20 protein-coding genes are annotated in these 18,634 nt (G+C 70.8%); 17 read left to right on the forward strand and 3 right to left on the reverse strand.

Going from position 1 to position 18,634, the window contains the following annotated elements:
* Position 1: 1 nt before the first annotated feature.
* A complete protein-coding gene (locus ACIBG8_RS12710; protein ID WP_397342821.1) occupies positions 2 to 946 on the reverse strand; it encodes a rhomboid family intramembrane serine protease in 945 nt (314 codons plus the stop codon).
* Between the two features lie 146 nt (positions 947 to 1,092).
* Here ACIBG8_RS12710 and ACIBG8_RS12715 point away from each other — a divergent pair, with 146 nt between their 5' ends.
* The 5 genes from ACIBG8_RS12715 to ACIBG8_RS12735 are packed head-to-tail and all read left to right on the forward strand — an operon-like array spanning position 1,093 to position 3,964.
* Positions 1,093 to 1,575 carry a hypothetical protein gene (locus tag ACIBG8_RS12715; protein WP_397342822.1) on the forward strand — a complete coding sequence of 161 codons (483 nt, stop codon included), beginning with the start codon at positions 1,093 to 1,095 and terminating at the stop codon, positions 1,573 to 1,575.
* Complete coding sequence (locus ACIBG8_RS12720; RefSeq protein ID WP_397342824.1) at positions 1,572 to 1,757, forward strand: hypothetical protein; 186 nt, start codon at positions 1,572 to 1,574, stop codon at positions 1,755 to 1,757. The genes ACIBG8_RS12715 and ACIBG8_RS12720 overlap by 4 nt, the downstream gene beginning before the upstream one ends.
* A gap of 29 nt (positions 1,758 to 1,786) precedes the next feature.
* Positions 1,787 to 2,329 (forward strand): MFS transporter, encoded by a 543-nt coding sequence (locus ACIBG8_RS12725; RefSeq protein ID WP_397342825.1) that lies wholly within the window; start codon positions 1,787 to 1,789, stop codon positions 2,327 to 2,329.
* Between the two features lie 56 nt (positions 2,330 to 2,385).
* Positions 2,386 to 2,892 carry a copper chaperone PCu(A)C gene (locus ACIBG8_RS12730; protein ID WP_397342827.1) on the forward strand — a complete coding sequence of 169 codons (507 nt, stop codon included), beginning with the start codon at positions 2,386 to 2,388 and terminating at the stop codon, positions 2,890 to 2,892.
* Entirely contained in the window at positions 2,885 to 3,964 is a 1,080-nt protein-coding gene (locus ACIBG8_RS12735) for a Dyp-type peroxidase (protein ID WP_397342828.1), read from the forward strand. Before ACIBG8_RS12730 ends, ACIBG8_RS12735 begins: the two co-directional genes overlap by 8 nt.
* Here ACIBG8_RS12735 and ACIBG8_RS12740 read toward each other — a convergent pair.
* Positions 3,961 to 4,722, reverse strand: a complete 762-nt coding sequence (locus tag ACIBG8_RS12740) for a DeoR/GlpR family DNA-binding transcription regulator (RefSeq protein ID WP_397342829.1) — start codon at positions 4,720 to 4,722, stop codon at positions 3,961 to 3,963. The two genes, ACIBG8_RS12735 and ACIBG8_RS12740, sit on opposite strands and share 4 nt — an antisense overlap.
* Before the next feature lie 252 nt (positions 4,723 to 4,974).
* Between ACIBG8_RS12740 and ACIBG8_RS12745 the strand changes: the two genes are divergently transcribed.
* The 8 genes from ACIBG8_RS12745 (at position 4,975) to ACIBG8_RS12780 (ending at position 12,347) form a co-directional block, all read left to right on the forward strand.
* Positions 4,975 to 6,120: an ABC transporter substrate-binding protein gene (locus tag ACIBG8_RS12745; protein ID WP_397342830.1), complete on the forward strand. Its 1,146-nt coding sequence runs from the start codon at positions 4,975 to 4,977 to the stop codon at positions 6,118 to 6,120.
* Entirely contained in the window at positions 6,117 to 6,968 is an 852-nt protein-coding gene (locus tag ACIBG8_RS12750) for a carbohydrate ABC transporter permease (protein ID WP_397342831.1), read from the forward strand. Before ACIBG8_RS12745 ends, ACIBG8_RS12750 begins: the two co-directional genes overlap by 4 nt.
* On the forward strand, positions 6,965 to 7,876 hold the full coding sequence (locus ACIBG8_RS12755; protein ID WP_397342832.1) for a carbohydrate ABC transporter permease: 912 nt from the start codon (positions 6,965 to 6,967) through the stop codon (positions 7,874 to 7,876). The genes ACIBG8_RS12750 and ACIBG8_RS12755 overlap by 4 nt, the downstream gene beginning before the upstream one ends.
* A gap of 8 nt (positions 7,877 to 7,884) precedes the next feature.
* Positions 7,885 to 8,766 (forward strand): NAD-dependent epimerase/dehydratase family protein, encoded by an 882-nt coding sequence (locus ACIBG8_RS12760; protein WP_397342833.1) that lies wholly within the window; start codon positions 7,885 to 7,887, stop codon positions 8,764 to 8,766.
* Between the two features lie 310 nt (positions 8,767 to 9,076).
* Positions 9,077 to 9,601, forward strand: coding sequence for a MauE/DoxX family redox-associated membrane protein (locus ACIBG8_RS12765; protein ID WP_397342834.1), 525 nt, complete (start codon positions 9,077 to 9,079; stop codon positions 9,599 to 9,601).
* Between the two features lie 12 nt (positions 9,602 to 9,613).
* Positions 9,614 to 10,150, forward strand: a complete 537-nt coding sequence (locus ACIBG8_RS12770; RefSeq protein ID WP_397342835.1) for a TlpA family protein disulfide reductase — start codon at positions 9,614 to 9,616, stop codon at positions 10,148 to 10,150.
* Positions 10,147 to 11,931 (forward strand): ABC transporter ATP-binding protein, encoded by a 1,785-nt coding sequence (locus tag ACIBG8_RS12775; RefSeq protein WP_397342836.1) that lies wholly within the window; start codon positions 10,147 to 10,149, stop codon positions 11,929 to 11,931. The genes ACIBG8_RS12770 and ACIBG8_RS12775 overlap by 4 nt, the downstream gene beginning before the upstream one ends.
* On the forward strand, positions 11,928 to 12,347 hold the full coding sequence (locus tag ACIBG8_RS12780) for a S26 family signal peptidase (protein ID WP_397342837.1): 420 nt from the start codon (positions 11,928 to 11,930) through the stop codon (positions 12,345 to 12,347). The genes ACIBG8_RS12775 and ACIBG8_RS12780 overlap by 4 nt, the downstream gene beginning before the upstream one ends.
* On the opposite strand, the gene ACIBG8_RS12785 is transcribed toward ACIBG8_RS12780, so the two are convergent.
* On the reverse strand, positions 12,318 to 13,484 hold the full coding sequence (locus ACIBG8_RS12785; RefSeq protein WP_397342838.1) for an ROK family transcriptional regulator: 1,167 nt from the start codon (positions 13,482 to 13,484) through the stop codon (positions 12,318 to 12,320). The genes ACIBG8_RS12780 and ACIBG8_RS12785 overlap by 30 nt on opposite strands.
* 135 nt (positions 13,485 to 13,619) lie before the next feature.
* On the opposite strand from ACIBG8_RS12785, the gene zwf reads away from it, so the two are divergent.
* Genes zwf through eda form a run of 4 tightly spaced genes read left to right on the forward strand, consistent with a single transcriptional unit; the run spans position 13,620 to position 18,560 of the window.
* Positions 13,620 to 15,101 carry a glucose-6-phosphate dehydrogenase gene (gene zwf / locus ACIBG8_RS12790; protein WP_397342839.1) on the forward strand — a complete coding sequence of 494 codons (1,482 nt, stop codon included), beginning with the start codon at positions 13,620 to 13,622 and terminating at the stop codon, positions 15,099 to 15,101.
* Positions 15,098 to 16,999 (forward strand): phosphogluconate dehydratase, encoded by a 1,902-nt coding sequence (gene edd, locus ACIBG8_RS12795; RefSeq protein WP_397342840.1) that lies wholly within the window; start codon positions 15,098 to 15,100, stop codon positions 16,997 to 16,999. The genes zwf and edd overlap by 4 nt, the downstream gene beginning before the upstream one ends.
* Entirely contained in the window at positions 16,996 to 17,949 is a 954-nt protein-coding gene (gene glk, locus ACIBG8_RS12800; protein ID WP_397342841.1) for a glucokinase, read from the forward strand. Before edd ends, glk begins: the two co-directional genes overlap by 4 nt.
* Positions 17,946 to 18,560, forward strand: coding sequence for a bifunctional 4-hydroxy-2-oxoglutarate aldolase/2-dehydro-3-deoxy-phosphogluconate aldolase (gene eda, locus ACIBG8_RS12805; RefSeq protein ID WP_397342842.1), 615 nt, complete (start codon positions 17,946 to 17,948; stop codon positions 18,558 to 18,560). Before glk ends, eda begins: the two co-directional genes overlap by 4 nt.
* The last annotated feature ends 74 nt before the right edge of the window (positions 18,561 to 18,634 follow it).

The following is an 18,634-nucleotide window of genomic DNA, read 5'->3' on the forward strand; positions in this document are numbered from 1 at the left end:
CCTAGTCGTCGAAGCCGTGGCCGACCACGCGCTCCACGGCGGCCGCCGGGTCGCGCAGTTCCACGCTCTTGGCCACCACCAGCCCGGTCAGGACGAGCGCCAGCCCGGCCACGGCCGCTGCGTGGAGGACGAGCCGCCGCTCAGCGGGCGTGTAGGCGTAGGCCAGGGCCAGCGCGCCGCCCGCCAGGAGGCCGCCCAGGTGGCCCTGCCACGAGGCGAACCCGGCCGTGGCGACCAGCCAGACGAGGAAGAAGATCATCAGCCGGTTGTCGACCGCGCCGTGCCCCACCCTGCGGCCGATCACGTAGGCGGCGACGGCGAGCCCGAAGACCGCCCCCGACGCCCCGACGACGCTGCTCAGCGGGTCGAGGAGGAGGACCAGCACCGAGGCGCCCAGCGCGGACAGCAGGTAGAGCGCCAAGTAGCGGGCCCAGCCGAGCTGCTGCTCCACCTGGCGGCCCAGGGTCCACAACCACATCATGTTGAAGCCGATGTGCAGGAGGCCGAACCCGGTCGAGGGCGGCAGGTGCAGGAAGGCGCCGGTGAACAGCCGGTACCACTCCCCCGCCGCCACCCCGGCCAGCCGGTAGCCGTCGCCCTCGAAGCCCTCGTACACGTACTGCGCGCCGTCCGGGCCGATGAGCGTCAGGCCGATCATGTCGAACCGGTCGAGGGCGGACGGCATGGCGATCTCGGCCAGGTAGGCCAGCAGGTTCACCCCGATCAGCACGAAGGTGAGCACGGGCGGCTGGGACACACTGGCCCCGAACACCGTGCGCGCCTGGCGGACGGTCCTGTTGCCCTCGCGCACGCACTCCACGCACTGGTGGCCGACGGCGGCCTCGCGCATGCAGTCGGCGCAGATGTACCGGTCGCACCTGGTGCAGCGGACGTAGGTCTCCCGCTGGGGGTGCCGATAGCAGGTGGTGACGCTCGTGTCGCTCATGGAGGGGTTCCTTGGATGATCACGGCCGGGCAGTCGGCCAGGATGACACATCCCAACCCTGAAGATCGGTCACGATTTGCTGTGAATTTCTGGACTTCCTCCACTCCGGGGTGATCTGGCACCGCGAGTCAATAGCATGTCCGGCTGTGAACGACACGCGTACCGCCGTGTTCGTCGACCAGAGCGGGCGGCGCAGGCGGATTCTGATGATCGTCGGTGTTCTGACCGGCACGCTCGCTGTGGCGTGCGTGGCGATCCTCATCGGTGGCGCGTTCACCTCGACGTCGTTCAGCGTGATCGGCTGGCCGGGCTCGGAGCAGACGGCCGACCCGCTGCCCACGGGGCTCGAGTCCGTACGCACGCCGACGCCCAGCCGCACCGCGAGCCCGCGGCCCAGCCGTACGCCCGGCGCCTCACCGACGGCCAGCCGTACGGCCACACCGACGCCGTCCCGCACGCGGACGACCACCCCGGCCAGCACGGCCAAGCCGTCCCCGAGCCCGAGCCCGTCGGCGTCCGGCACGCCGAGCGACTCCCCGACGACCCAGGAGCCGGGCCACACGCCGCCCGGCAAGACGAAGGAGCCGCCCGGCCTCGACCCGGACAAGACCCACGGCCCCAAGCAGTGAGCACGGCGCGGGCTCGGCTACCTGCTGCTGTTCCAGGTGATCCTGCCGCTGTTCGCCTGCAGCAGTTCGTCTACCGGCAGCTGATGTACCTGGTCGTCATCCAGTCGGTGGCGACGGCGCTCCTCGGCGTACGGCTGCCCTGGCAGACGATCCGCCGGGAGGGGACCTTCGCGTCGCCGTGACGGGTGCGGCGTGGGATGATTCGGGCACCATGCCTGCCAGCCTCCCGTTCAGACTCCTGCGTGCCACGGCCTTCGCCGCGGTGTGCGCCGGGCTGGGCGTGCTGGCGCACGTCTTCGGCGGTGGTGTGGTCGCGGCGCCCTGGGCGGCGGCCGCCTTCGCGCTGGCCTTCTGCGCCGCCGCGGCGGTGTCGGGGCGCGAGCGCGGGATCGGGGCCGTCCTGGCCCTGCTGTCCGTGCTCCAGGTGCTCCTGCACCTGATGTTCACGTTCGCGCACGACGCGCCCTCGATGGCGGAGCCCATGGGGCACGGGCACTCCGGGCTGGTGCCGGGGCTCGGCATGCTGGTGGTGCACGCGTGGGCCGTCGCGCTCACCGCGTTGTGGCTGGCCAGGGGCGAGGGTCTGCTGTGGGCGCTGCTGCGCAGGCTCGCCGTACGGCTCAGCCTGGTCTGGCCCGCGCCGGTCGAGGTGCCCTTCCACGCGGCCCCGCACCGGGAGCCCGTGCTGCTCCGCTCCGCCGTACTCCGGCACTGCCTGTCGGGACGCGCTCCCCCTTCCCTGTCGATCGCCTGAGTCCAGCGCCCGCAGGGGCGCTTCACAGCCATGCCTTCGACAGGAGAGTCCCACCCATGCACGTCCGTCATGCCCTGATCGCCGTGGCCGTCGCCGCGAGCTGCCTCACCGCCTGCGGCTCCCAGCAGCCGGCCGCCGTCGCCGCCGCGCCGGCCGCCAAGCCCGCCCGGCCGCTCACCGTCACCGACCCCTGGGTGAAGACGGCGAAGAAGGGGATGAGCGCCGCGTTCGGCACGCTCGTCAACCACACCGCCGCGCCGATCACCGTCGTGTCGGCCGCCACGGTGGCCTCGCCGATGGTGGAGCTGCACGAGACCGTCGAGATCGACGGGCAGATGAAGATGCGGCCCAAGGAGGGCGGGTTCGTGATCCCGGCCAACGGGTCTCTGGAGCTGAAGCCCGGCGGCAACCACATCATGCTCATGGGCGTCGCCAAGCCCGTGCTGCCGGGGTCGCAGCTGGAGTTCACGCTGAAGTTCGCCGACGGCGCCACGATGGAGTTCACCGCCGTCGGCAAGGACTTCGCCGGGGCCAACGAGAAGTACCAGCCGGGCCATGGCTGATCGTCTCACCAGACGCGGCCTGCTCGCGGGCGGTGGCGCGCTGGCCGCCACCGCGTTCACCCCCGCCGCTGCCGCGCGCACCCCGGCACCGAAGGTCGAGGCCTTCCACGGCACGCACCAGGCGGGGGTGGCGACCCCGCCGCAGACGCACGCCGTGTTCCTCGGGCTCGACCTGCGCAAAGGCACCGGCAGGGACGACGTCGTGCGGCTGATGCGGCTGCTCAGCGACGACGCCGTGCGCCTCACCCAGGGGCGCGGCGCGCTGGCGGACTCCGAGCCGGAGCTTGCGGCGACGCCCGCGCGGCTGACGTTCACCTTCGGCTTCGGGCCCGGCCTGTTCGAGGCGGCCGGGCTGAAGGGCCACGAGCAGCTGCCCGCGTTCGGGGTGGACCGGCTGCAGGACCGCTGGAGCGGCGGCGACCTGCTCGTCCAGCTCTGCTGCGACGACCAGGTGACCCTCGCCCACGCGCTGCGGATGACGGTCAAGGACACGAGGTCCTTCGCCACCGTCAGATGGACCCAGCGCGGGTTCAGGCAGCCCGAGGGAACCGTCCAGCGCAACCTGATGGGCCAGATCGACGGCACGGTCAACCCGGCCGACCTCGACCGGGCCGTCTGGATCCAGGACGGCCCGCTCAAGGGCGGCACCATGCTGGTCCTGCGCAGGATCGAGATCCTCATGGACACCTGGGACGCGGTCGACCGGGTGGCCAGGGAGTTCACCGTGGGCCGCCGCCTGTCCGACGGCGCGCCGCTCACCGGGCCGGGCGAGCCCGACTTCGCCAAGCTCAACCCGATCGGGTTCCCGGTGATCGCCGAGTACGCCCACATCAGGCGGGCGCACGTCGCCGACCCCGGCCTGCGGATGCTCAGGCGCGTCTACAACTACGACGAGGGGCTGCTGTTCGCCGCCTACGTCGCGGACGTGGAGCGCCAGTTCACCGCGGTCCAGCGCCGCCTGGCCAAGGCGGACCTGCTCAACGAGTGGACCAGGCCGATCGGCTCGGCCGTCTTCGCCATCCCGCCGGGGTGCGCCGAGGGCGGCTGGATCGGGGAGTCGCTGCTGACCTAGACGATGCGCAGCTCCCCCACCTGGGAGACCAGCACCCTGCGGGCCTGCTCCGGCAGGCCCGCGTCGGTGATGAGCAGGTCGGCCTCGGCCAGCTCGGCGATCGTGGAGATGCCGACCATGCCCCACTTGGTGTGGTCGGCCAGCACGACCAGGCGGCGGGCGCTGCGGATCAGCGCCCGGTCGGTGTCTGCCTCCAGCAGGTTGGGCGTGGTGAACCCGGTGCGCTCGCTCATGCCGTGCACGCCGAGGAAGAGCAGGTCCACGTGGAGCTGCCCGATCGCGGCCACCGCGACCGGCCCGACCAGCGCGTCCGACGGGGTGCGGGTGCCGCCGGTGAGGATGACCGTCTGGTCAGCCGACTGCAGCGCGGCCGCCACGGGCAGCGAGTTGGTCACGACGGTCAGCCCGGGGAGGGCGGCCAGGTGCTGGGCCAGCACGGCCGTGGTGCTGCCCGCGGACAGCGCGACGGCGGCGCCCGGACGGATCAGGGTGGCGGCGAGAGCACAGATGGCCTCCTTCTCTGCCTGCCTGCGGGTGGCCTTGGCGGCGAATCCCGGCTCGTAGTCGGGCACGGTGGCCCCGCCGTGCACCTTGGCCACCAGGCCGAGGCCGGCCAGAGCCGCCAGGTCGCGCCGCACGGTGAGGTCGGAGACTCCGAACTCGTTGACAAGCTCACCTATCCGTACGGCACGCCGGTGCCTGATCAGGTCGAGCATCGCCGCCTGGCGTTGCCTGGCGAGCTTCACGAGAGCCACCATAAATCAACATTTGTGATGCGACTAGATGTTGACATTGCGTGATATTCACTCTTCGATGTGATGAAACGTGAGCGATATCGGGGGGACCCTTTCGCTGGAGGTCCGATGGATCGTCAAATTTCGCGCCGCAACATGCTCCTGGGCGCAGCCGCCGCCTTCGGGGTCCCGGCACTCCTCGCTGGCTGCTCAAACCCCGCAACGCGTAACAACACCCCTGCCGCCACCGGCTCCGCCTCCGCGAGGGGCACCGTGGTGATCGGTTCCAACGCCTCCGATGAAATCCCGAAAAAGTCCCTCGAAGAGGTGACCAAGGCGTTCACCTCGCAGGACATCAAAATCAACACGGTCGATCACAACACGTTCCAGGAGAACATCAACCGCTACCTGCGCGGCACTCCCGACGACGTGTTCACCTGGTTCGCCGGTTACCGCATGCAGTTCTTCGCCTCGCAGGGCCTGGCTGCCGACATCTCCGACATCTGGACGGAGATCGGCGGCGACTACACCCCGGCCTTCAAGTCGGCCTCGACCGGCGCCGACGGCAAGCAGTACTTCGTGCCGTTCACCTACTACCCGTGGGCCGTCTTCTACCGCAAGTCGCTGTGGCAGGAGAAGCGCTACCAGCCGCCCAAGACGCTGGACGAGTTCACCGCGCTGGCCAAGAAGATGAAGGCGGACGGGCTGATCCCCATCGCGTTCGCCGACAAGGACGGCTGGCCGGCGATGGGCACGTTCGACATCCTCAACATGCGCACGAACGGCTACGACTTCCACATCTCGCTCATGGCGGGCAAGGAGTCGTGGACCGACCCGAAGGTCAAGCAGGTCTTCGACACCTGGCGCGGGCTCATGGAGTACCACCAGCCTGCCGCGCTCGGCCGTACCTGGCAGGAGGCCGGCCAGTCGCTCGCGCAGAAGAAGACCGGCATGTACCTGCTGGGCATGTTCGTCGCGCAGCAGTTCCCCGAGGCCGACCGCGACGACATCGACTTCTTCACCTTCCCCGAGATCAACCCGCAGTTCGGCACCGACTCCATCGACGCGCCGATCGACGGCTACATGATCTCCTCCAAGGCCAAGAACCTGGCCGGGGCCAAGGAGCTGCTGAAGCACTTCGCGCAGGCCTCGTCGCAGAACATCGCCACCAAGCTGGACCCGGGCACCCTGGCGGCCAGCTCCACGGCCGACACCTCCGGCTACAGCGCGCTGCAGAAGCGCGGCGCCGAGCTGGTCTCGCAGGCCACGCACATCGCCCAGTTCCTCGACCGCGACACCAGGCCCGACTTCGCCTCGACCGTGATGATCCCCTCGCTGCAGTCGTTCGTCGGCAAGCCGGACGAGATCGACAGCCTGCTCAAGAGCATCGAGCAGCAGAAGGTGAACATCTTCAAGTCATGACCACACGGGACCGGATTCTCGTCCTCGGTGGGGTGGGGTTGGCCATCGTGGTCAACCTCGCCCTCATCTGGGGGCCCACGCTCGCCTCCGTCGGCCTGTCGCTCACCGACTGGGACGGCATCTCGGCCATCAACGTGGTCGGCGGCGAGAACTACCACGACCTCGCCGCCGAGTACCCGCCGTTCTGGTCGGCCGTCACCAACAACGTGCTCTGGCTGCTGTTCCTCGGCCTGATCGCGACGCCGTTCGGGCTGTTCTGCGCGGTGCTGCTGGACCGCAAGCTGCGCTTCTCGCGCGTCTACCAGAGCGCCCTCTACACGCCGGTCGTGCTGTCGCTGGCCGTGGTGGGCTTCATCGCGCAGCTCGTCTACTCCTCCGACTACGGCGTGCTCAACGCCGTCACCGGGCTCAGCGCGGACTGGCTGGGCGACCCGTCGCTCAACATCTGGGTGGTCATGGTGGCGGCGGGCTGGCGGCACGTCGGCTACGTGATGATCATCTACTTGGCCGGGCTCAAGGCCGTGGACGGCTCGCTCAAGGAGGCTGCCGCCATCGACGGAGCCAACGAGGCGCAGACCTTCTTCCGCGTCGTGTTCCCCGCGCTGCGCCCGGTCAACGTCATCGTGCTGGTGATCACGGTGATCGAGGCGCTGCGCGCGTTCGACATCGTCTACGCCATCAACAAGGGGCGCAACGGGCTCGAACTGCTGTCGGTGCTCGTGACCGAGAACATCGTCGGCGAGGCCAGCCGCATCGGGTTCGGCTCGGCCATCGCGACCGTGCTGCTGGTGATCTCGCTGGGCTTCATCGTGACGTACCTGTCCCAGCTCTTCCGGGAGGAGCGATGACCCTCGCCGTGGAGAAACCCGCACAGGTACGGCAGGCCGTACCGGCCAAGAAGCCGCGCCACCCGCTGCGCTGGCTGCTCTACGCCTTCCTCACCGTGATCGGGCTCGGCTGGCTGGCGCCGCTCGCGCTGGCCGTGTACGCCTCGCTGCGCCCGTACGAGGAGACGGCCAGGCTCGGCTACTTCTCGCTGCCCGAGCACCTGACGATCGACTACTACACCGAGGCGTGGACGCAGGCGGAGCTGCCGAAGTACTACCTGAACACGCTGATCGTGGTGATCCCCGGCGTGATCATCACGCTGCTGCTGGCGTCGTTCGTCGCGTTCTGCATCTCCCGGCTGCGCATCCCAGGGCGCAAGGTGCTGCTCATCGTCTTCACCGCGGGCAACCTGCTGCCGCCGCAGGTGCTCATCACCCCCCTGTACACGATGTACACCTGGATCGAGCTGCCCGGCTGGATCTCAGACTCGCAGTCGCTCTACGACTCCTACCTCGGGCTGATCCTCATCCACGTGGGCTTCCAGTTCGGTTTCTGCGTGTTCGTGATGGCCAACTTCATGGGGACCATCCCCGTGGAGATCGACGAGGCGGCGCTGGTCGACGGGGCCTCGGCGTGGCGGCGCTACCGGCAGCTCATCCTGCCGCTGTGCCGCCCGGTGCTGGCGGCGCTGGCGACGCTGCAGTTCACCTGGATGTACAACGACTTCCTGTGGGCGCTGGTGCTGATGTCGTCGGGCGACAAGCTGCCGGTCACCAGCGCGCTGAACAACCTGCGCGGGCAGTTCTTCACCGACTACAACCTGCTGGCCGCCGGGTCGGTGCTGGTCGCGCTGCCCACGCTGATCATCTTCCAGATGCTGCACAAGCAGTTCGTGGCCGGGCTCACCCTCGGCGCGACGAAGGGGTAGGGGGTCGCATGCGGGTGGTCGTCACCGGGGCGCACGGCAAGGTCGGGCGGGCCACCGTACGGGCTCTGCTGCGCGAGGGGCACCACGTGACGGCCGTGGACCTCACGCCCCCGGTCCACGAGCGCCCGCTGCCCGGCGACCCCGACTACCTGCAGGCCGACCTCACCGACGCGGGCCAGGCCTTCTTCGCCGTACGGCACGCCGAGGCGGTCGTGCACGCGGCGGCGATCCCCGACCCGGTGTCCAACCCGCCGCAGGTCGTCTTCGGCAACAACCTCATGGGCGTGTTCAACGTGCTGGAGGCGGCCATCGCGGCGGGCGTGCGGCGGTTCGTCAACGTCTCCAGCGAGACGGTGCCCGGGTTCTTCTTCGCCGAGCGGCCGTTCCTGCCCGCGTACGCCCCCGTGGACGAGGCGCACCCGATCGCGCCGCAGGACCCGTACGCGCTGGCCAAGCACTTCGGCGAGCAGCTCATGGACGCCGCGGTGCGCCGCTCGGCGATCAGGTGCATCTCGATCCGGCCGTCGTGGGTCCAGCACGAGGGCAACTACGAGCGCAACCTCGGCCCCGTGGTGCGCGACCCGGCGGAGCTGGGGGCGGGGCTGGGCAGCTACGTCGACGTGGACGACCTGGCCGACGCGATCGTCCTGGCCTGCGCGTCCGAACTGCCAGGACACGAGGTCTTCTACATCGCCGCGCCGGACAACGCGGGCGGGCACGACTTCGCGGCGATGGTGCGCGCCGCGCACGGGGACGCGATCGAGCTGCGCGAGCTGCCCAGGCAGGACTGCTCGGGCATCTCGTGCGCCAAGGCGCGGCGGCTGCTCGGCTGGACGCCGAAGCGGTCGTGGCGCGACTACCTCGGCGCCGACGGACGCCGGCTGCTGTAAATCAGCAGTCGTACTTCGGATAGCAGTTGCACACGTCTCTGAGCGAGTCGTAACAACACTGCCAGCGGGTGTACCTCGCTCCTGCCATACAGCACGGATAACGGCACGGAGTGGGCGTGTTACACCACAGGCACGCCGCTTGGGCGACCTTGTCGGGCACAATTCGTGCCAGTAATTTGTCGGCCAGAGATTCGACGACGCGGACCATAGGCGCCTCCTGAAGCCGGGTGATCGTCCGGAGCGTAACACCCGGCCGCACGGGCGAAAAGGCCCATTGACGTGGATTTTCCGGCGTGCCACGCTGTGCCTGATGTTCATGGATTACGCCGCCCTGGCATTCCGCTGTTTCATCGGGCTGCTGTTTCTGCTTTCCGCGCTGAGCAAGCTGCGAAGCCGCGCGGCCTTTCTCGAATTCACCGTGTCCACCCGTCAATTGTTGGCTACTCCGCGTATTCCCACGGGAATCGCGGCGGGCACTGCGGCAGGTGCGGAACTCGCCGTTCCCGTTCTGCTCGCCGTACCCGTCTCGGTCAGGCTCGGTTTCTCGGTGGCGTGCCTTTTGCTGGCCGCTTTCACGGTGGCCATCGTGGCGGCGCTGCGGCGCAAGGTCAGCGCCAGTTGCCGCTGCTTCGGCGCGTCGTCGGCCCCGCTCGGCCGCGCGCACGTCGTGCGCAACACCCTGCTGTTCCTGGTCTCGGCGCTCGGCCTCGCGCTGGGGACGGGCGCGCCGATCGAGCCCGCCGGGTGGGTGATCACCGCGGCGGCAGCGGCCGTCGCCGCCGTGCTGGTGGCCAGGCTCGACGATCTGCTCGCGCTCTTCGCACCCGTCAGGTAAGGAGAAACTCCCATGGCCTTCCTCGTCGCAGCGGTCGTTCTGGTGGGGCTGGTGTGCCTGGTGGACCTGCTGCTCACGTTCGGCGTGATCCGCCGCCTGCGCGAGCACACCACCACGCTGGAGAAGCTGCTGCGCACCGCGGCGACCGCCGACCCGCTCGCCTTCGCCCTCCCCCAGCCCGGCGCGGTCCTGACGAAGGCGGCGCTCACCACGACGGACGGCGAGCCGGTGGCGTTCACCCGGGAGACCGGGGTGGCCTTCTTCACCTCCGACTGCACGGAATGCCTGATCCAGCTGCCCGACTTCGTGGCGTGGGCCGGCGGGCAGCCGCGCGAGCAGGTGCTGGCCGTACTCGCCGGGGGCGGGCCGCACACCGACGAGCTCGTCGCCGGGCTCAGCGGGGTGGCCAGGATCGTCGTGGAGAAGGACGTCGGCACGCTCAGCGCCACGTTCGGGGTGTCGGCGTTCCCCTCCTACTGCGTGGTCGGTGCTGACGGGCGGATCGTGCTGGGCGAGGTGGAACCGCGCAGGCTCAGAGCGGTCGCGTGATACGGCGGACCGCCTGGCACGTGGGCCGCCTGGTGTGGGCGGCCGCGCCGTTCCACCTGGCGGGGTTCGTCGCGCTGAGCCTGTCCGGCGCCGTGGTGCCCGTCGCCGTCGCCTGGCTGACCAAGCTCACCCTCGACCGCCTGGTCGTGCCGTCCCCGCTCGGGGTGGTGGCCGGGCTGGCCGCCGGGCTCGCCGCCGCCGGGGTGGCCGGGTCGCTGGGCCCGCAGGCGGGCCGCTACCTGCGGGCCGAGCTCGACCGCCGGGTACGGCTGCGCGCCAAGGACGAGCTGTTCAGCGCCGTCGACCGGTTCACCGGACTGTCCAGGCTGGAGGACCCGGCGTTCCTCGACCGGCTGCGCATGGCCCAGGAGAGCGCCTCCGCCCCGGCCCAGCTCGTCGACTCGGCGACCGGGCTGGCGCAGAGCGCGGTGACGCTGGTGGGCTTCGTGGGGGCGCTGGCGGTCATCAGTCCCGCCTACAACCTCGTCGTGCTGGCCTCAGCCGTGCCCGCGCTGCTGCTGGAGCTGCGGCTGGCCAGGCAGCGGGCGGTCATGGCGTGGCGGCTGTCGCCGGTGGAGCGGCGCGAGATGTTCTACGGGGAGCTGCTCACCCGGCAGGAGGCGGCCAAGGAGATCAGGCTCTTCGGGCTGGGGCCGTTCCTGCGCGGCAGGATGCTGGCCGAGCTGCGGGTCTCGAACGCGGCGCGCAGGAGCATGGACCGGCGCGAGCTGCTCGTCCAGGGGGCGCTGCTGCTGGTGTCCGCGGTGATCGCCGGGGCGGGGCTGGTGTGGGTGATCGCGAGCGCGGCCGGGGGCGCGCTGTCGGTGGGTGACGTGTCGATGTTCGTCGCGGCCGTGGCCGGGGTGCGCGGGGCGGCCGACGGGCTCGTCCAGGGCGCTTCCGCGGCGAGCCAGCAGGTGCAGCTCTTCTGCCACTACCTGGCCGTGGTCGAGGCAGGCCCCGACCTGCCCGAGCCGTCGTCGCCGCGGCCGGTCGGGCCGCTGGGTGGCTGCGTGGAGTTCCGCGACGTGTGGTTCCGCTACGGGGAGGAGCATCCGTGGGTGTTGCGCGGGCTCAACCTGACCATCCCGTACGGCGCGGCCGTCGCGGTCGTCGGGCGCAACGGGAGCGGCAAGAGCACGCTGGTCAAGCTGCTGTGCCGGTTCTACGACCCGGCTCGCGGGGCGATCCTGTGGGACGGGGTGGACCTGCGGGAGATGTCCGTCACGGAGCTGCGGGCGCGGGTGGGGGCGGTCTTCCAGGACTTCGTGTCCTACGACTTCACGGCGGCCGACAACATCGCGGTCGGGGATCTGACGGCCGTGGGCGACCACGCCAGGATCTCCGCCGCCGCTGTGCAGGCGGGGGTGCACTCGGTGGTCACGGCGCTTCCTCATGGGTATGAGACGCCGCTGACCAGGATGTTCGTCGGTGAGGGTGATTCGCAGGGGGTGGTGCTGTCGGGTGGGCAGTGGCAGCGGCTGGCGCTGGCGCGGGCGTTTCTGCGGATGGGGTGCGACCTGATGATCCTCGACGAGCCGAGCGCTGGGCTGGACCCGGAGTCGGAGCACGGGATCCACACGGGGTTGCGCCGGCTCAGGGGCGGGCGGACGAGCGTGCTGGTGTCGCACCGGCTGGGCGCGATCCGCGACGCGGACGTGATCGCGGTGCTGGAGGAGGGGGTGGTGGTGGAGCTCGGCGCGCACGACGAGCTCATCGCGCTGGACGGGGTCTACGCCCGGATGTTCCACCTCCAGGCGGAGGGTTACGCGTCCCGATGATCATTGTGGTGGTGCTGGCAGCCGTCGGCGGGGCCGTGGGGGTGGTGGCGTGGTTGCGGCGGACCTACGTCGTGGTGACGGTCGCTGGAAGCAGCATGCTGCCCGCATATCGGCCAGGAGACCGGGTGCTCGTGCGCAGAGGGCGGGTGGACCGGGTCGCGAGGAGGCAGGTGGCGGTCTTCGCACCAGGCCCGCACATCGCCTTGACCGACGGCTCCGGGTTGCTGGTCAAGCGGGTCGTGGCAGTGGCCGGGGACGCGCACGAGGGCGTCGTCGTTCCCGAGGGTTGCCTGGTCGTGCTGGGCGACAACCCCGAGGGGTCGCTGGACTCGCGGGTCTTCGGGTACGTCACCGCCGAGCACTTCCTCGGCACGGTCGTCCGTACGCTAAAGGGAGCTGTCCACGGCCTCGGGTGACAGCACGTGGTCCAGCACCATGACCGCACACCCGGAAATACCGGCCGCCGCGCCCAACCGGCTCGTCTCGATGCGCAGCCGCCGCGTCGCCAGCGCCGTGGAGCGCCGGTAGACGACCTCCCTGATGCTCGACACCAGCGGCCCGAACGCCTCCGCCACGTCGCCGCCCAGCACCACCACCGCCGGGTTGAGGATGTTGACCGCCCCCGCGATCACCTCGCCGATGTGCCGCCCCGCCTCGCGGACCATGGCCATCGTCTCGGCGTCCCCCGCCCGCACGAGCGCGGTGATGTCCGCGATGTCCTTGACGTCCTTCCCGGCGCCCCGCAGCTCGCGCAGCAACGCCGTACCGCTGGCCACGGAGTCGACGCAGTCGATGTTGCCGCACCTGCACAGCACCCCGCCGCCGTCGCGCACCGGGATGTGCCCGATCTCGCCCGCCGCGCCGAGCGCCCCGCGCAGGATCTCGCCCCCGGCGATGACACCGGCGCCGATCCTGGTGGAGACCTTCACGAACATGACGTCGTCCAGCTCGGGGTAGACGCCGTGGTGCTCGCCGATGGCCAGCACGTTCACGTCGTTGTCCACAAGCACGGGCACAGGGAACCGGTCGCGGATGATCGGCGGGATCACCACGCCGGTCCACGACGCCATGACCCGCGCGGACTCGGTGCGTCCCATGGCGAACTCGACGGTCGCGGGCACGCCCATCCCGACGCCCCTGATCATCGAGCGCGGGCGGTCGCCGAGCAGCTCGTCCCAGGTGTCCATGAGCAGCGGCAGCACGACGTCCGGCCCCTGCTCGACGTCGATGTGGAAGCGCCTGCCGTCCAGCTCGTTCCCGGCCAGGTCGCAGACGGCCACCCGGGTACGGCTGGCGCCGAGCGCCGCCACCAGCACCACGCCGCCCCCGGCGTTGAACTCCAGACGGACCGGCGGCCGCCCGCCGGTCGAGGGGGCGTCGGTGCGTTCCACGACGAGGCCGCGTTCCAGCAGCTCGCCGACGCGCAGCGACACCGCGGGGCGCGACAGGCCGGTGACCCGGCCGATGTCGGCCCGCGTGACGGCCTCACCCGTGCGGATGAGGCGGAGCACCTCGCCGGTCGTGGCGAGGGTCGCTGCGGTACGTCGGGGCATCGGCCAAGTGAACCACAAGGGGTTCGGTAATGAAAAGTCATGACTTTCTCATCTCAGATAGCAAAACTCCGCTTGAATCAACACCGAACTCTCGCTACTGTCCGTTCTGTCCTCACTTGATCGGAGTTTGCAGCCGTGTCCCCCCTCTCGCCGCCCTCCACCGCGCACACCGCCGACCTCGTCGTCTTCGGTGGCACCGGTGACCTGTCCATGCGCAAGCTCATCCCGGCGCTGTACCACGCCGACCGCGACGGCCGTCTCTCCCCCGAGACGCGCGTCATCGCGATGTCCCGTGGCGGGCTGACCGACGCCGACTTCCGCGGCAAGGTGGACGCAGAGGTACGCGCGCAGGTGCCGGTCGACGACCCGGCGATGTGGCAGCGTTTCCTGGGCCGGTTGCACCACGTCTCGCTCGACGTGGGCTCCGACGACCGCAGCGGCTGGAGCGCCTTGACCAAGCTGCTGGGCGGGCACGAGCAGCGGGACCGCATCTTCTACCTGGCCAGCCCGCCGATGACGTTCGGCCCGTTCTGCGCCGAGCTGCACGAGGCAGGGCTGATCACGCCGCAGTCGCGCGTGGTGCTGGAGAAGCCGCTCGGCCGCGACCTGGCCAGCTCGCAGGGCATCAACGCGCAGGTGGGCCTGTACTTCGACGAGCACCAGATCTTCCGCATCGACCACTACCTGGGTAAGGAGACGGTACAGAACCTCCTGGTGCTGCGCTTCGCCAACGCCTTCCTGGAGCCGATCTGGAACTCCCTCTGGATCGACCACGTGCAGATCACCGCCGCCGAGACCGTCGGCACGCCGGGCAGGCGCGGCTACTACGACCACGCCGGCGCGCTGCGCGACATGGTGCAGAACCACCTTCTGCAGCTCCTCACCCTGGTCGCCATGGAGCCCCCGGCGCGCAACGACCGCGAGTCGATCCGCGACGAGAAGGTGAAGGTGCTGCAGTCGCTGCGCCCCATCGTGGAGGCCAGCGAGGTGGACCGCTTCACCGTGCGCGGCCAGTACACGGCCTCTGGTGACATGCCGTCCTACCTGGACGAGCCCGCCTCGACCCCGCCCAACGAGGCGTCCAAGCGGGTGGAGACGTTCACCGCGATCCGCGCCGAGATCAAGAACTGGCGCTGGGCGGGCGTGCCGTTCTACCTGCGCACCGGCAAGCGCCTGCCGTACCGCAGGTCCGAGATCGTGGTGCAGTTCAAGGACGTCCCGCACTCCATCTTCCCCGGCGGCACGCCCAACCGCCTGGTGCTGCGGCTCCAGCCCGAGGAGGGCATCGAGCTGCACATCATGGCCAAGGAGCCCGGCGCGGGCGAGGTCACGCTCAAGCCGGTGCCGCTCCGCCTGAGCTTCGGCGAGACCTTCACCACCCGGGTGCCCGAGGCGTACGAGCGGCTGCTCACCGACGTGCTCGCGGGCAACCCAACGCTCTTCATGCGCCGCGACGAGGTGGAGGCGGCCTGGCGGTGGATCGACCCGATCCTCGCCGCCTGGGAGGCGTCGGCCGAACTCCCCGAGCCCTACCCCGCCGGGACCACCGGTCCCGCGGGAGCACACGAACTCGTCGGCCGCAGCGGTCGCACCTGGCACGAGGAGGACCAGCCGTGAACCCCGTCATCGAGCAGGTGACCGCTCGGATCGCCGAGCGCAGCAGCGCCAGCCGTACCGTCTATCTGTCCAGGATCCGCGCCGAGGCTGCCGCCGCGCGTGCCAAGGGACCGGCCCGCGCCCACCTGGGGTGCGCCAACCTCGCGCACGGCTTCGCGGCCGCGCCCGCCGAGGACAAGCTGGCCCTGAGGGGTACGGCCAAGCCCGGCGTCGCCATCGTGACCAGCTACAACGACATGCTCTCCGCGCACCAGCCGTACGAGACGTACCCGCCGGAGCTGAAGGCGGCCGTGCGCAAGGCGGGCGGCGTCGCCCAGGTCGCCGGCGGCGTGCCCGCGATGTGCGACGGCATCACGCAGGGGCGCGCCGGGATGGAGCTGTCCCTCTACAGCCGCGACGTCATCGCCATGGCGACCGCGATCGCGCTGTCGCACGACATGTTCGACTCCTCGCTGCTGCTCGGCGTCTGCGACAAGATCGTGCCCGGCCTGCTGATCGGCGCGTTGCACTTCGGCCACCTGCCCGCGCTGTTCGTGCCCGCCGGGCCGATGACGTCTGGCCTGCCCAACAAGGTCAAGGCGCGCACCAGGCAGCTGTTCGCCGAGGGCAAGGTCGGCAAGGACGACCTGCTGGACGCCGAGTCGAAGTCGTACCATTCCCCCGGCACCTGCACCTTCTACGGCACGGCCAACTCCAACCAGGTGCTCGTCGAGGTCATGGGCCTGCACCTGCCCGGCTCGACGTTCGTCAACCCGCACACCGAGCTGCGCCGCGCCCTCACCGAGGCGGCGGGCAGGCGGGCCACCGAGATCACCGTGCACGGGCAGGAGTACACGCCGATCGGCGAGGTCGTCGACGAGAAGGCGATCGTCAACGCCTGCGTCGCGCTGCTGGCCACCGGCGGCTCCACCAACCACACGCTGCACCTGGTGGCCATCGCGGCGGCCGCCGGGATCGTGCTGACCTGGGATGACCTGGCCGACCTGTCGAAGGTCGTGCCGTCGCTGACGAAGATGTACCCGAACGGCCAGGCGGACGTGAACCACTTCCGCGACGCGGGCGGCATGCAGGTGCTCATCGGCGACCTGCTCGACGCCGGACTGCTGCACGGCGACGTGCTCACCGTGGCCGGTCGCGGCCTCGACCACTACCGCTCCGCCCCTTCGCTGAAGGAGGAGGGCCTGGTGTGGGAGGAGGTCGTCCAGGGCTCCACCGACCTCGACGTGCTGCGCCCGGTGTCCGCGCCGTTCTCGGCGGACGGCGGGATCCACATGCTCGACGGCAACCTCGGCTGCGCGGTCAGCAAGGTGTCGGCCGTCAAGCCGGAGCACCTCGTCATCGAGGCGCCCGCCCGCGTGTTCGACGACCAGCTCGAACTCCTCGCCGCCTTCGAGCGCGGCGAGCTGGACGGGCAGGACTTCGTGGCGGTCATCCGCTACCAGGGGCCGTCCGCGAACGGCATGCCCGAGCTGCACAAGCTGACGCCGCCAATGGCGGTGCTGCTCGACAGGGGCCAGCGGGTGGCGATCGTCACCGACGGCCGGATGTCGGGCGCGTCGGGCAAGGTTCCCGCGGCGATCCACCTGTCGCCGGAGGCGGCGGACGGCGGGCCGATCGCGCTGGTGCGCGACGGCGACCTCATCAGGCTCGACTCGTCGGCCGGGACGCTGGAGGTGCTGGCCGACCTGTCCGCGCGTACCCCCGAGGGGCGCGCGCAGAGCGACGCGGAGTGGGTGGGGACCGGGCGCGAGCTGTTCAGCGCCTTCCGCAGGATGACCGGCCACGCCCAGCACGGCGGCAGCCTGTTCGGCGTCAACGGCGCCGAGTCCCCCTCACACGGGCCCGGCCACGGCTTCGCGGCCCCTGCGGGCACGGCGCACACCGAGGCCGTGCAGTGAGCTGGCTCGTCGCCGACATCGGCGGCACCAACGCGCGCTTCGGCCTGGTCACCGCGCCGGGCAACCAGCCGTCGCACATCCACGTCCTGCCGGTCGCCGAGCACGCGAGCCTGCGGGACGCAGCCGCCGCCTACCTCGACCTGGTCGGCGCGGCACGGCCCACGGCCGCCTGCGTGGCGGTCGCCGGGCCCGTGGACGGCGACCGCTACGACCTGACCAACGCGCACTGGTCAGGCTCGATCCACGACCTCGGCGTGCCGTACGCCGCCCTGATCAACGACTTCGAGGCGCTGGCCGCCTCGCTGCCGCACCTGGCGGGCGACGACCTCGTCTCGCTCGGCGGCCCCTCCCCCAGCCGCGGCGTGAAGGCCGTCCTGGGGCCAGGCACCGGGCTCGGCGTGGCCGGGCTCGTGCCGTCCGGCCAGGGCTGGGTGCCGGTGCCGGGCGAGGGCGGGCACGTGACCGTGCCGATCCTCGACGACCGCGACCTGGAGGTCGTACGGGCGCTGCGCGCCCAGGGCATGACCAGGGTCGAGGCCGAGGACCTGCTGTCCGGCCCCGGGCTCGTCCGCCTGCACCGCGCGCTCGCCCAGGTCAACGGCGTCTCCGCGCCCGACCTGACCTCGGCCGACATCGTGGAGCGCGTCGACGACTCGCTGTGCGCCGAGACGGTCGAGCTGTTCTGCGCGATGCTCGGCAGCTTCGCCTCCAACGTGGCCCTGACCCTGGGTGCGCGTGGCGGGGTCTATCTGGGCGGCGGGGTGCTGCCCCGTATCGTGGGGCGGGTGCGCGCCAGCGACTTCCGCGCCCGCTTCGAGGCCAGTCCGGGCATGGCCGACTACCTGGCCGCCATCTCGACCACGCTCATCGTGGCGGAGCAGCCCGCGCTCACCGGCGCGGCCGCCCACCTCGCCCAGCACATCCACTCGACTCAGGAGCTGTCCTCATGAGCCTGCTCGACCTGGCCCCCGTCGTCCCCGTCGTCGTGATCGAGGACGTCGGCACGGCGGTGCCGATGGCGCGCGCCCTGGTGGCGGGCGGCCTGCCGGTCATCGAGGTCACCCTGCGCACGGCCTGCGCGCTGGAGGCCATCGCGGCGATCGCGGCGGAGGTGCCGGGAGCCGTGGTGGGTGCCGGAACGATCCGCACTTCCGACGATATTTCGGCATCGGTGAAGGCGGGGGCCACCTTCCTGGTCTCGCCCGGGACGACCCCCTCGCTGGTCGACGCCCTTCTGGCCAGCGGCGTGCCGTTCCTGCCCGGCGCCGCCACGGCGTCCGAGGTGATGGCGCTGGCCGAGCGCGGGATCAAGGAGCTGAAGTTCTTCCCGGCCGAGGCGGCGGGCGGCCTGCCGTACCTGAAGTCGCTGGCCGGGCCGATCCCCGACATCCGGTTCTGCCCCACGGGCGGCATCACGCCCGCCACCGCGCCCGCCTACCTCGCGCTGCCCAACGTCGGCTGCGTCGGCGGCAGCTGGCTCACCCCCGCCGACGCCCTGGCCACGGGCGACTGGGCGCGGATCGAGCGGCTCGCGGCCGACGCCGCCGGCCTGCGGTCCTGACAGATCATGTGACCCATTCGTTAACAAATCGGTTTCAACCCCACATGTCCAACCTGGAGCCTCAGATCACTGGT

This window comes from Nonomuraea sp. NPDC050556 (genome assembly GCF_044457355.1).
In the GTDB taxonomy this organism is placed as follows: domain Bacteria; phylum Actinomycetota; class Actinomycetes; order Streptosporangiales; family Streptosporangiaceae; genus Nonomuraea.

Bases quoted from the DNA above. Each gene is read 5' to 3' on its own strand.
- eda (WP_397342842.1), top strand. From the start codon at position 17,946: ATGAGCCTGCTCGACCTGGCCCCCGTCGTCCCCGTCGTCGTGATCGAG.
- ACIBG8_RS12765 (WP_397342834.1), top strand. From the start codon at position 9,077: ATGTTCATGGATTACGCCGCCCTGGCATTCCGCTGTTTCATCGGGCTG.
- ACIBG8_RS12710 (WP_397342821.1), bottom strand. From the start codon at position 946: ATGAGCGACACGAGCGTCACCACCTGCTATCGGCACCCCCAGCGGGAG.
- ACIBG8_RS12755 (WP_397342832.1), top strand. From the start codon at position 6,965: ATGACCCTCGCCGTGGAGAAACCCGCACAGGTACGGCAGGCCGTACCG.
- ACIBG8_RS12740 (WP_397342829.1), bottom strand. From the start codon at position 4,722: ATGGTGGCTCTCGTGAAGCTCGCCAGGCAACGCCAGGCGGCGATGCTC.
- ACIBG8_RS12725 (WP_397342825.1), top strand. From the start codon at position 1,787: ATGCCTGCCAGCCTCCCGTTCAGACTCCTGCGTGCCACGGCCTTCGCC.
- ACIBG8_RS12735 (WP_397342828.1), top strand. From the start codon at position 2,885: ATGGCTGATCGTCTCACCAGACGCGGCCTGCTCGCGGGCGGTGGCGCG.
- ACIBG8_RS12780 (WP_397342837.1), top strand. From the start codon at position 11,928: ATGATCATTGTGGTGGTGCTGGCAGCCGTCGGCGGGGCCGTGGGGGTG.
- ACIBG8_RS12750 (WP_397342831.1), top strand. From the start codon at position 6,117: ATGACCACACGGGACCGGATTCTCGTCCTCGGTGGGGTGGGGTTGGCC.
- ACIBG8_RS12730 (WP_397342827.1), top strand. From the start codon at position 2,386: ATGCACGTCCGTCATGCCCTGATCGCCGTGGCCGTCGCCGCGAGCTGC.
- ACIBG8_RS12785 (WP_397342838.1), bottom strand. From the start codon at position 13,484: ATGCCCCGACGTACCGCAGCGACCCTCGCCACGACCGGCGAGGTGCTC.
- ACIBG8_RS12770 (WP_397342835.1), top strand. From the start codon at position 9,614: ATGGCCTTCCTCGTCGCAGCGGTCGTTCTGGTGGGGCTGGTGTGCCTG.
- ACIBG8_RS12760 (WP_397342833.1), top strand. From the start codon at position 7,885: ATGCGGGTGGTCGTCACCGGGGCGCACGGCAAGGTCGGGCGGGCCACC.